At 57.3% G+C, this 11,807-nt stretch carries 13 protein-coding genes and 1 other annotated feature; of the genes, 12 read left to right on the forward strand and 1 reads right to left on the reverse strand.

Annotation, left to right across the window (positions count from 1 at the left end; genetic code table 11):
- Positions 1–43 precede the first annotated feature (43 nt).
- The 12 genes from ftsZ to ileS all read left to right on the forward strand — a co-directional run bounded on the left by ftsZ (position 44) and on the right by ileS (position 11,484).
- Entirely contained in the window at positions 44–1,123 is a 1,080-nt protein-coding gene (ftsZ, locus tag BM063_RS15155) for a cell division protein FtsZ (protein WP_092040923.1), read from the forward strand.
- Positions 1,124–1,281: 158 nt separating this feature from the next.
- Entirely contained in the window at positions 1,282–2,190 is a 909-nt protein-coding gene (spoIIGA, locus tag BM063_RS15160; protein WP_092040925.1) for a sigma-E processing peptidase SpoIIGA, read from the forward strand.
- Positions 2,191–2,236: 46 nt separating this feature from the next.
- Positions 2,237–2,959, forward strand: a complete 723-nt coding sequence (gene sigE, locus BM063_RS15165; RefSeq protein ID WP_092040928.1) for an RNA polymerase sporulation sigma factor SigE — start codon at positions 2,237–2,239, stop codon at positions 2,957–2,959.
- A gap of 83 nt (positions 2,960–3,042) precedes the next feature.
- On the forward strand, positions 3,043–3,816 hold the full coding sequence (gene sigG, locus BM063_RS15170; protein WP_092040931.1) for an RNA polymerase sporulation sigma factor SigG: 774 nt from the start codon (positions 3,043–3,045) through the stop codon (positions 3,814–3,816).
- 205 nt (positions 3,817–4,021) lie between these two features.
- Positions 4,022–4,327, forward strand: a complete 306-nt coding sequence (locus BM063_RS15175) for a YlmC/YmxH family sporulation protein (protein WP_092040933.1) — start codon at positions 4,022–4,024, stop codon at positions 4,325–4,327.
- Positions 4,328–4,378: 51 nt separating this feature from the next.
- Entirely contained in the window at positions 4,379–5,203 is an 825-nt protein-coding gene (gene pgeF, locus BM063_RS15180; protein ID WP_245752303.1) for a peptidoglycan editing factor PgeF, read from the forward strand.
- The gene (locus BM063_RS15185) at positions 5,203–5,892 is read left to right on the forward strand and encodes a YggS family pyridoxal phosphate-dependent enzyme (RefSeq protein ID WP_092040936.1); all 690 of its coding nucleotides are present in this window, start codon (positions 5,203–5,205) and stop codon (positions 5,890–5,892) included. Before pgeF ends, BM063_RS15185 begins: the two co-directional genes overlap by 1 nt.
- 35 nt (positions 5,893–5,927) lie before the next feature.
- Positions 5,928–6,332, forward strand: a complete 405-nt coding sequence (locus BM063_RS15190) for a cell division protein SepF (protein WP_092040939.1) — start codon at positions 5,928–5,930, stop codon at positions 6,330–6,332.
- A 4-nt stretch (positions 6,333–6,336) separates the two neighbouring features.
- Positions 6,337–6,615 carry a YggT family protein gene (locus tag BM063_RS15195; RefSeq protein WP_092040942.1) on the forward strand — a complete coding sequence of 93 codons (279 nt, stop codon included), beginning with the start codon at positions 6,337–6,339 and terminating at the stop codon, positions 6,613–6,615.
- Complete coding sequence (locus BM063_RS15200; RefSeq protein WP_092040945.1) at positions 6,612–7,397, forward strand: YlmH family RNA-binding protein; 786 nt, start codon at positions 6,612–6,614, stop codon at positions 7,395–7,397. The genes BM063_RS15195 and BM063_RS15200 overlap by 4 nt, the downstream gene beginning before the upstream one ends.
- A 167-nt stretch (positions 7,398–7,564) precedes the next feature.
- Positions 7,565–8,347 (forward strand): DivIVA domain-containing protein, encoded by a 783-nt coding sequence (locus tag BM063_RS15205; protein WP_092040949.1) that lies wholly within the window; start codon positions 7,565–7,567, stop codon positions 8,345–8,347.
- A gap of 78 nt (positions 8,348–8,425) precedes the next feature.
- Positions 8,426–8,659, forward strand: a binding site (T-box leader).
- 44 nt (positions 8,660–8,703) lie between these two features.
- Positions 8,704–11,484 carry an isoleucine--tRNA ligase gene (gene ileS / locus BM063_RS15210; RefSeq protein WP_092040952.1) on the forward strand — a complete coding sequence of 927 codons (2,781 nt, stop codon included), beginning with the start codon at positions 8,704–8,706 and terminating at the stop codon, positions 11,482–11,484.
- Between the two features lie 114 nt (positions 11,485–11,598).
- Here the strand turns inward: ileS and BM063_RS15215 are convergent.
- On the reverse strand, positions 11,599–11,807 hold a 209-nt coding region (locus BM063_RS15215), incomplete at its 5' end, for a transposase (protein WP_177199208.1).

Genomic DNA, 11,807 nt, shown 5'->3' on the forward strand with positions numbered 1-11,807 from the left:
CTCTTAGCACTTCGGGAGATCGACAAAAATGGAGGGACGTGCGATGTTGGAGTTTGATATGGATGTGGAACAAATTGCCCAAATCAAGGTGATCGGCGTCGGTGGCGGCGGCAGCAATGCTGTCAACCGGATGATCGAGGCGGGGGTGCAGGGGGTTGAATTCATCGCCGTTAACACCGATGCCCAAGCGCTCAACAATTCCCTGGCCCCGATCAAACTGCAGATCGGGGAAAAGCTGACCCGGGGGTTGGGCGCCGGAGCAAATCCGGAGATCGGAAAAAAAGCGGCGGAAGAAAGCCGTGAAAGCATCGAGAATGTCCTCAAGGGGGCGGATATGGTCTTTGTGACCGCCGGAATGGGCGGGGGAACCGGGACCGGAGCCGCTCCGGAGATCGCCGCGATCGCCCGGGAGCTGGGGGCGCTTACCGTCGGGGTCGTCACCCGCCCCTTCACCTTTGAGGGAAGGAGACGGTCTCTCCAGGCCGAGCAGGGCGTCGCAGCCCTGAAGGAAAAGGTGGACACCCTGATCGTGATTCCCAACGATCGTCTCCTGGAGATCGTGGATAAAAATACGCCGATGATCGAAGCCTTCAGGGAAGCGGACAACGTGTTGCGCCAAGGGGTGCAGGGCATCTCGGATCTGATTGCGGTTCCCGGGCTGATCAACCTCGATTTCGCCGATGTGAAGACGATCATGACCGAACGGGGATCGGCCCTGATGGGAATCGGCACCGCCACCGGCGAGAACCGGGCGGCGGAGGCGGCGAAGAAGGCGATCTGCAGCCCGCTGCTTGAGACGTCCATTGACGGGGCCCGGGGTGTGCTGATGAACATCACCGGGGGAACCAATCTCAGCCTCTATGAGGTGCATGAATCGGCGGGCATCGTCGCGTCGGCCGCCGATCCGGAAGTGAACATGATTTTCGGAGCGGTGATCAATGAAGATCTCAAGGATGAGATCATCGTGACGGTGATTGCCACCGGTTTCGATCAGAAAAAGGAAGAGCGGAGAAAACCGCCCCTCGACGTTCGGGACGAAAAACCCTCCTCCAGGGGTTTGGTCATCCATCCGCCGAATGACGATCTGAATATCCCCACCTTCCTGCGCAAACGGCGCAGATAAAGCCGTCCGGAGCGCCCGCCGTTTTTTTCGGCGGGCGCTTTTTTTTACCCCAACGTTCGACGAAAAAAGTTGGATTTACACGCAAGTTTAGACAGACTTTGAAATATAGATTGTAATATACTGTTTTCACCAAGCTGTCGGGATAAGGGGGACAGTGGATGGTCATCTACGCGGACATGGTCTTCCTTTTCAACCTCTGCGTCGACGGGTTGATATTGTGGATGACCTCGGCCATCCGCCGCCGGCCGGCGAAATGGTGGCGGATTCTGCTGGCGTCCGCCCTCGGGGCGGGATATTCGGTCCTGCTCCTGTGGCCGGTCTTTTCCGTCGCCTTTGTCCTTCCCCTGAAGGTGCTCGTTTCGGCGATCATGGTGTGGACCGCCTTCGGTTTTTCCTCTCCCGTCGCCTTTTTGCGCAGCATCGTGGTGTTTTACCTGGTTTCCTTCGTGATGGGAGGGGCCATGTTCGCCCTGCATTACTTCGTCACCGGAAGCGGACAGGTGGAGGGAGGGGTGTTTTTCACCCAATTCACGGGATGGGGCTCTCCCGTTTCCTGGCTGTTCGTGTTGGTCGCCTTTCCGCTCGTGTGGCTCTACACGCGCCACGCGTTCCGTTCCCTCCAGGAACGGCAGGCCGTTCATCAATTCCTGGTGCCGCTCTCCATCGAACTGGGGGGAAAAAGCCTGGAATGCACCGGCTTGATCGATACGGGCAACCAACTTCGGGACCCCCTGACGCGGACGCCCGTCATCATGGTGGAACTGGAAGCTGTCGCCCCGTGTCTTCCCGACGAGCTGGTGACTTACGCGCAAAACGGGGATTGGTCCTCCGAGTGGCCTTCCCTCCCGCAGGAGTGGATGACCCGGATTCGGCTCATCCCCTTCCGGGGGGCCGGAAGCCGCGGGGGGATGATGATCGCCCTGAAGCCCGATCGCATCATGATCTGCACCGGCGGCGGGTGGCACGAGGTGGAGCGGGCCCTGCTCGGTCTGGACAGCGGTCGCCTTTCCTCGGACGGCAGTTATCATGCGATCATACATCCCGCCTGCCTGCCGGCGGTCGGGTAGATTGGGGCGAGCCAATCCCGAGAATTGTTGCAAGGAGGTCGGATCGATGCTCGTCAGGTGGAAATTGGCCATCCAACTGTTCTGGTACAGGCTGCTGATCTTTTTGGGATTCAGGGGGGAAGAGATCTATTACATCGGAGGCAGCGAAGCGCTTCCCCCGCCGCTGACCCGGGAGGAAGAGGAAATTTTGCTGGAGAAGCTCCCCAGCGGAGACGCCGCCGTCCGGGGGATGCTGATCGAGCGCAACCTTCGGCTGGTTGTCTATATCGCTCGGAAGTTTGAAAACACCGGGATCAACATCGAAGATCTGGTTTCCATCGGAACCATCGGCTTGATCAAAGCGGTCAACACCTTTGATCCCGGCAAAAAGATCAAGCTTGCCACCTACGCTTCCCGCTGCATCGAGAACGAAATCCTGATGTTTCTCCGGCGCAACAGCAAGGTGCGCGCCGAAGTCTCCTTCGACGAACCCCTCAACACCGACTGGGACGGCAACGAGCTGCTTCTCTCGGATGTCTTGGGGACGGATGACGACATCATCTACCGGAACATCGAAGAAGAAGTGGACCGCACCATTCTCCGGGATGCCCTCAACAAATTGTCGGACAGGGAAAGGGAAATCATGGAACTTCGCTTCGGACTGAACGGGAGCGAGGAGAAGACCCAGAAGGATGTGGCCGATCTCCTGGGCATTTCCCAATCGTACATTTCCAGGTTGGAAAAGAGAATTATAAAGCGGCTTCGCAAGGAATTTAACAAAATGGTGTAAATGTCTGACCCTCTCCCGGCGAATTATAAATTTCCCTCCTCAGGAGATACTGTCAAGTAATGCTTCCCTGAGGAGGGTTATCCATGGCGCGAAACAAAGTTGAAATCAGCGGAGTGGATACATCCAAGCTGCCGGTTTTGACCAATGAAGAGATGCGGGAATTGTTCCGGGCATACCAGGCCGGGGATCGGTCAGCCAGGGAAAAATTGGTGAACGGCAACCTCCGGTTGGTCCTCAGCGTGATCCAGCGCTTCAACAACCGGGGCGAAAGCGCCAACGATCTGTTTCAGGTGGGTTGCATCGGTCTGATGAAAGCGATCGACAACTTTGATCTGGGTCAGAACGTGAAATTCTCCACCTATGCCGTTCCGATGATCATCGGGGAGATACGCCGCTATCTCCGCGACAACAACCCGATCCGCGTCTCCCGATCGCTGCGGGATATCGCCTACAAGGCCCTGCAGGTTCGGGATTCGCTCACGAACCGGTTTTCCCGCGAGCCCACCATCATGGAAATCGCGGAAGAGATGGGGATCTCCAAGGAAGAGGTGGTGTTTGCCCTGGACGCCATCCAGGATCCCGTTTCCCTGTTTGAACCCATTTACCAGGACGGGGGCGATCCGATCTACGTGATGGATCAGTTGAGCGATGACCGGCAGAAGGACATTTACTGGGTGGAAAAGATTGCTCTCCGGGAAGCGATGAACAAATTGAACGACCGGGAAAAGGCGATTTTATCCATGCGATTTTTCGAGGGAAAAACGCAGATGGAGGTGGCGGAGGAGATCGGCATTTCCCAGGCTCAGGTCTCCCGTTTGGAAAAGGCGGCCATTCAGCAAATGCAGAAATATATCTGAGAGACTTGTTCGCCTCTGTCGGCCTGGGAACCGGAAGGCGGTTTTTCGTCTCGACTCCGCGCGGCGGTGAGTCGAAAAACCCCCTCCTGATGTTTTGTCGACAGCCTGAAAGAGATTTGTCGGGCCGCGCCCGAACGGGGGCGGCGTACATTTTTCCGATCGGGCTCATATACTTGAAGTAAACGCCAGAGGCAAGGTGAGCCCGATGATCAAGATTTCCGAATTGCAATCCAAAGACGTGATCAGCATCACGGACGGCCGAAAGCTGGGGCAAATTCACGATTTGGAGCTGGATCTCAGGGAAGGTCAAATCACGGCGTTGGTGGTTCCGGGAGAATCCCGGTTTTTCGGATGGATGTCCGGGGGGAAAGAGTGGGTGATCCCCTGGAATCAGATCGTCAAAATTGGGGCGGATGTGATCCTGGTCCGCCTGGATTCCCATACTCTGGAAGATGAACCGTCGCCGAAGCCCTATTTAAGCCGCCCATCCGACAATTATCGACCGACTTGACCCTTGTCTCCTCTCCGATATGTGGTAAGATAGGATAAAGGAGGGGAGGACGTGGAACCTTTTCGGTACCGGGAAGATGCGAAAATCCCCTGTTTTTCTTTACATCCCTGGGAAGAAGCCTTTCCCCGCCTCGTCGCGGGGATCAGTGCACGAAAGGCTTCCCCGGATCCGTTCCAGTACAATTATGCGCTTCACATCGGAGATGATCCGGACCGGGTGCGGTTGAACCGGCAGAAGCTGGCCGAGCAACTGGGCATGTCCTTCTCCTCATGGACCTGCGGGGAGCAGGTACACGGCGCGGATATTGCAGAAGTCACATCCGAAGATCGGGGAAAAGGTCGGAACTCGCTCGAGACCGCCCTGCCCTCCGTCGACGGTTTGCTTACGGACGAAGAAGACATTCTGCTCACCTCCTTTTATGCCGATTGTGTTCCTCTCCTGTTTTACAGTCCGGATTCCAACCTCATCGGGCTGGCCCATGCGGGATGGAGAGGGACCGTGGGGAAAATCGGACCGCGAATGGTGGAAAAAATGGTGCGGCGGGGTGCGAAACGCGAGGGAATCCTCGCGGCGATCGCCCCGTCCATCGGCGGTTGTTGCTACGAAGTGGACGAGCATGTCGCGGGTCCCTTAAGTCAAGTCCTTTCCGACCTGTCAGGAGTGCTTTTTTCCTCCCGACCGGGCAGATGGATGCTGGATCTGAAGGCCGCCAACCGAAAACTGCTGCTTCAGGCCGGGATCCGGGAAGAAAATCTCCTGGTCAGCCGCTGGTGCACTTCCTGTCACGAGGAGCATTTCTTTTCCCACCGCCGGGATCGGGGACGAACCGGTCGCATGGTGGCTTGGATTGGGATGCGGAAAGGAAGGAAGGCGTAATGGACGAACTTCAGCGTCGCTGGAGCCGGGTCAAGGAAGAGATCGAAGCAGCCTGCCGACGATCGGGCCGCGATCCCCGGGATGTCCGGGTTGTGGCGGTGACAAAATATGTGGATTCGGACACGATCCGACAAGTATTGGATATCGGGCTGAAGGACATCGGCGAAAGCCGCGTGCAGGAAGCCGTTCCGAAGTGGGAAGCCCTTGACGGCCGCGGCACATGGCATTTCATCGGCCATCTGCAGCGGAACAAGGTGAAGGACGTGGTCACTCGATTTACATATATTCACTCCCTTGACCGCTTTTCCCTGGCTGAGGAAATCAACCGGCGGGCCAGCCGGGTCGACCGGAAAATGCGTTGTTTCATTCAGGTCAACGTATCCGGAGAGAAGTCCAAGTTTGGCCTGCCTCCGAATGAAGTGGCCGAATTTGCGCGGGAGGTGGCGGAGTTTCCTTATATCCAGCTCGAGGGATTGATGACGATGGCTCCCCGTTCGGACAATTCTGAAGAAGTTCGCCCCATCTTCCGGCGTTTGCGGGAAATCCGGGACGAGATTCGCCTTTCCGGGGATCCGCGGCTCCGTCTTCCTCACCTGTCGATGGGGATGTCGCAGGATTACGCGGTGGCTGTGGAAGAAGGGGCCACGTGGCTTCGCCTGGGATCGGTTCTGGTTGGCGAATCGCGGTGAGGGCGAGGAGGGAGGCGGTTCCGATCGGCAACTTTATGGATCGAATCATGGGCTTTTTCGGGATTCCCGAGGAGGAAGACCTGGAGGAGGTAGAAGAAACAGAATCCGGACAGCCCCGGGGGCGGGGGAGAAACAAAGTGGTTTCCCTCCACACCCAGAAACAGATCCGCGTCGTTTTGTCCGAGCCGCGTTCCTACGAGGAGGCTCAGGAAATCGCCGACAATCTGAAGAGCCACCGTCCGGTGGTCATCAACCTGCAGCGGGTTCGCAGGGAACAGGCGATTCGAATCATCGATTTTCTCAGCGGCACGGTTTACGCGCTCGGAGGAAGCATCCACAAACTGGGGAGCCACATCTTCATGTGCACTCCGGCCAATGTGGACATACAGGGAACCATCTCCGACATGCTGTCTGAAGACACGAAAGATCTGTTGAGGTGACCCGATGGATATCGTTTTCGAGCTAGTCTCATGGGGTTTCTACGCCTATTATCTTCTGATCTTCATTTACATCATCATGTCCTGGATTCCGCAGGCACGGGAATCGGCGGTGGCCTACGCGATTGCCCGGTTGGTGGAACCGTATCTGTCGGTGTTCAGGAGCATCATTCCACCCATCGGCATGATCGACATCTCCCCGATTGTGGCCATCATCGCCCTTCGTTTTGTCGAACAAGGCGTCTACGCGATTCTCAGGTGGGTGTTGAGTCCCTTTCTGTTATGAACAAGCAAAAATCAGCGATCTGGGACCATTTTCATCCCGAAGAGCACCCCTTTGTCGAGCGCGCTTTCGACTGGATCGACCGGGCGTCGCGCGGCCGGCCGGTGCGCACGCCCTTTCTTGATCCGCGGGAGAAAGCGATCGTCGAGACCCTGATCGGTCAAAAGGGGGAACTTCAGTGCCACTTTGACGGGGGATATGAAGGGGCGGAACGTTGCCGCTGCCTGATTGCCCCCCGATGGATTTCCCCGAAGGAGGAGGCCTTCGGTCTGTCGTTTTTGTCCGTCAGGGTGAAGAGGCGCTCCGGCCAGCTTCACCATCGGGACGTGTTGGGTGCTCTGTTGGGATTGGGCATCAAGCGGGAGATGATCGGTGACATTCTCATTGCGCAGGGACAGAGCTTTGTGATCGCGGCCCGTGAGATCGCCGACTTTGTCCTCCTTCACCTGAGCCGCATCGGCTCGGAATCGGTCTCCGTAAAGCTGTGCGATCGAAACGAATTGGCGGTGCCGGAACGCCGGGTGGAGCAGCGGACCGTCTCCGTGGCGTCCCTCCGGGTGGATGCCCTGGTTTCCGGCGTCTTTCGGTTGTCCCGGGCCAAAGCTTCCGAAGCGATTCGCGGCGGAAAGTGCCGGGTCAACTGGAAGGTGGTGGAGGACCCCTCCCGCACGCTGGAGGAAGGCGATACCGTCTCCCTGCGGGGCTGGGGGCGGTTTCGGGTCGATGCCGTGGAGGGAAAAACAAAAAAGGGAAGGTTTCTGGTGAGGGTGGAACAGCCGGAGTGAGCCGGGTGAACTGACATTTTGTTCCGTTTGAAGGTTTTTCTTCCGGGAAATACGAACGAATCCTTTTTTTACCTGGATTTTGGACAAGTCGGTATAGCTTTCCGGCAGGATTTTTGTTAGTATTGTCGAATAGAAAACGTTGAAGCACTTCCGAGGAGGTGTCGATTATGCCGCTTACGCCATATGATATACACGATAAAGAGTTTAAACGCTCTTTTCGCGGTTATGATGTGGATGAAGTGAATGATTTTCTGGACCAGATCATTAAGGAGTTCGAACTGCTGATCCGGGAGAAAGAGCAACTGGAGCGGCAAGTGGAGGAATTGCAGGCGGAGTTGGAGCGGGTGATGGAAGAGCAATCGATGCAGGCTCCGGTTCCGTCGCGCGACGGTCAAGCGGTTCAACCGCCGCAGCGTTATCAGGATACGCAGGCAGCTTCCACCGCCGCCCTGACCTCGATGGAGCAAAGCATTCACAAATCGATCCGCGTGGCTCAGGAAGTGGCGGAGGAAGTGCGCCTGAACGCCAAGAAGGAGGCCGAGTTGATCGTCCAGGAGGCGGAGAAGAACGCCGACCGGATCATCAATGAGGCGCTGCAGAAGGCGCGGGCCATCCACAGCGAACTGCTGGATCTGAAGCAGAAGGCGACGATTTATCGCGCCCGTTTCCGCACCCTGGTCCAGTCCCATCTCGACATTTTGGAGAACTCCGACTGGGAGTCCCTGGAGGAACTGGAGGAAGGGCTTGAGGAAGTGGGCAAACAGCTGGAAGAGTATACGGAACAGCAGAATGCGAATGAGAATGAATCCGACATGAACAACTTCCATACCCAAGAATACGAAACGCCCGTTTTCGAAGATGAACCCTCCTATGAACTGGAAGAGGAGGACGAACCGAGGCGGGAACTGCGTCGCACTTCCCGTAAGCTGAAGAAAAAGGCGATGTTCTGATTTGGACCGCCGCACAGCCGAATGGATTCCCTTGACACGCCCCTATGGGATGGGTATAATTTCCCAAAAATAGTTCAGGTAAAGGCGAAGAACGGGACGAGTAGACAGGAAGCCTGCGGACCAGCGAATTAGGGTATGGTGGGAGCCTAATCCAGACTTCTGTCCAAAATCCCCCGGGAGCCGTCGCCTGAAACTTTGCGGAGTAGGGCAGACCGGGTCATTCACGTTACGAATGATTGAGCGGGTGCGTTTTCCCGACTGCGGAAAGCGGACCTATTAGGGTGGTACCGCGGGAACCTTCTCGTCCCTAGGGGGATGGGGGAGGTTTTTTTCTTTTTATAGGAGTGTGAGAAAGCATGGATTACAGCCAAACCCTCAATCTGCCGAAGACCGATTTCCCCATGCGTGGCAATCTGCCCAAAAGGGAACCGGAAATTCAAAAATGGTGGGATGAAATCGACATCTACCATCAGGTGCAGAAGCGGCGTCAGGGAAGGCCGAAATTTGTGCTGCACGACGGGCCGCCCTATGCCAACGGCGATATCCACATCGGCCACGCCCTGAATAAAACCCTGAAGGACATCATTATCCGCTTCAAATCCCTTCAGGGATACGACGCGCCCTATGTGCCCGGATGGGACACCCACGGTTTGCCCATCGAGCATGCGATCATCACCAAGAAGGGGATCGACCGGAAAAAGGTGGATCCCGTAGAGTTCCGGGAAATGTGCAAGGAATACGCCCTGTCCTTCGTCGAGAGGCAGAAGGAACAGTTCAAGCGGCTTGGCGTGCGCGGCGACTGGGAGAATCCCTACCTGACGCTCAGGCCCCAGTACGAGGCGAAACAGATTCGCCTGTTCGGCGAGATGGCGCGCAAGGGGTACATCTACCGCGGCCTCAAGTCCGTTTACTGGTCTCCCTCGTCGGAGACGGCGCTGGCGGAGGCGGAGGTGGAGTATCGGGATAAGCGTTCACCCTCCATCTATGTCGCTTTCCCCGTCAAGGACGGCAAGGGCATTCTGCCCGTGGAGAATACGGCCGTGGTGATCTGGACGACGACTCCGTGGACGATTCCCGCCAACCTGGCCATCGCCGTTCATGCCGATTTCACCTACACCCTCGTCCGCGCCGGAGAGCGTCGGTATCTTCTGGCCGAAGAGTTGGTGGACGAGGTCATGAAGACGGTCGGCATCGAACGTTTTGAACGGGTCGGCTCCTGGAAGGGAAGCGAACTGGAGGGGGTCGTCTGTCGGCATCCCTTCTACGACCGGGAGAGTCCGGTGATCCTCGGAGACCATGTGACCCTTGACGCGGGAACCGGCTGCGTACATACCGCCCCTGGTCACGGGGAGGAAGACTTCCTGCTGGGTCAGAAATACGGACTGGGTGTCCTGTGTCCGGTCGACGAAAAGGGCCGCTTCACCTCGGAAGCCCCGGGCTTTGAGGGGATGTTCTACGACGATGCCAACAAGGCGGTCACGAAAAAGCTGGAGGAAGTGGGGGCCCTGCTCAAGCTCGGCTTCATCACCCACCAGTATCCCCACGACTGGCGCACCAAAAAGCCGGTGATTTTCCGGGCGACGGAGCAATGGTTCGCTTCCATCGACGGCTTCCGCCAGCAGATGCTGGAGGCGATCAAGGAAGTCAAGTGGACGCCGCCTTGGGGAGAGGTTCGCATCGGCAACATGATCGCCGAGCGGAGCGACTGGTGCATTTCCCGCCAGCGGGTGTGGGGCGTTCCCCTGCCGATCTTCTACTGCGAGAAGTGCGATCACCCGCTGATCACGGAGGAGACGATCGACCGGATCGCGTCCATTTTCGAGAAGGAAGGCTCCTCCGCCTGGTATGCCAAGGATGTGAAGGAGCTGCTTCCGCCGGGCGTCCGCTGTCCGGAATGCGGTCATGATTCCTTCCGCAAGGAAACGGACACCATGGATGTATGGTTTGATTCGGGCAGCAGCCATGCCGCCGTGCTGATGGAGGACGAGCGGCTCACTTGGCCGGCGGATCTGTATCTGGAGGGGTCTGACCAGTACCGGGGCTGGTTCAACTCTTCCCTGTCGACGGCGGTGGCCACCACCGGCCGGGCTCCCTACAAGGGAGTGCTGAGCCACGGTTTCACCCTGGACGGGGAAGGGCGGAAGATGTCCAAGTCCCTGGGCAACACGGTGGAGCCCAACAAGGTGATTCAGTCCTACGGGGCGGACATTTTGCGCCTCTGGGTGGCTTCCGTGGAGTACCAGGCCGACGTGCGAATCTCCGACGACATCCTGAAGCAGATCGCCGAAGTGTACCGGAAGATCCGCAACACCTTCCGCTTTCTCCTGGGCAACCTGTATGATTTCGATCCGGCTTCCCACCGGTTGAACTGGGAAGAGCTGAACGCCATCGATCGGTATGCCCTCATCAAGTTGCAGCGGTTGGTCGATCGGGTGACCAAGGCCTACGAGCGCTACGAGTTCCACCTGGTGTACCATTCGATTCACACCTTCTGCGCGGTGTTTCTCAGCCAGTTCTACCTGGACGTGCTGAAGGATCGGTTGTACACCCAGCCGGCGGAATCGAAACTGCGCCGTTCCTCCCAGACGGCCATGTATGAGATTCTCCTCGCGCTGGTCAAAATGGTGAGCCCGATCATTCCCCACACGGCGGATGAAGTGTGGCGGCACATTCCCGGCACGGAAGAAGTCAGCGTCCAATTGACCGACTTCCCGACGGTCCGTACCGATTGGCTGGACGATTCCCTCGAGAAAAAATGGGACCGGTTCCTCGACCTGCGGGATGTGGTGCTCAAGGCCCTGGAGGAGGCCCGCCGGGAAAAAATGATCGGCAATTCCCTGGGGGCGATGGTGACCCTTTATCCCTCGCGGGAAGTGCGGGATCTTCTGGAGGGAATGGAGGAGAAGTTGGAGCAGTTGTTCATCGTATCCAAGGTGGAAATCGCCCCGCCGGAGGCGGCTCCGGAAGGCCGCGCAGTCACAGGGGACGGTCTTTCCGTCCGCGTTTCGACGGCTCCTGGGGAAAAATGTGATCGCTGCTGGATGGTTCTCCCTTCCGTCGGAAACGATCCCGACCATCCCGGGCTGTGCGACCGCTGCGTTGAAACGGTTCGCCAGGTGGGATTGCAGGCGGGATAAAAGTTCACCCCCTTCTCATGGAAGGGGGTGAGATTGATGACAAACCCCCTGGCTCTTTTCGCAAGAAAAGCGCCAGGGGTTGCATGTTTATGGGAAATAAACAGATAAAGGAAATTAGATTTGGTAAATTAGGCGGATCACAAAGCCTTTTCCTCTCTTCGAGAGGAGCAAGGCCATTTTTTTGATGTTTTGAGCCACGGCAATAAGGAGGCATTGCTCTCTGACTTTGGCAAGCCCCCTGTAGCGTGCATAACGAAGCCCATGAAGTTCTTTGGCGTCAGCGAAGCTGCGCTCAATGGTCTGACTCCGTCGTTTATACAGTT

This window comes from Planifilum fulgidum (assembly GCF_900113175.1).
GTDB classification, from domain to species: Bacteria; Bacillota; Bacilli; order Thermoactinomycetales; family DSM-44946; genus Planifilum; species Planifilum fulgidum.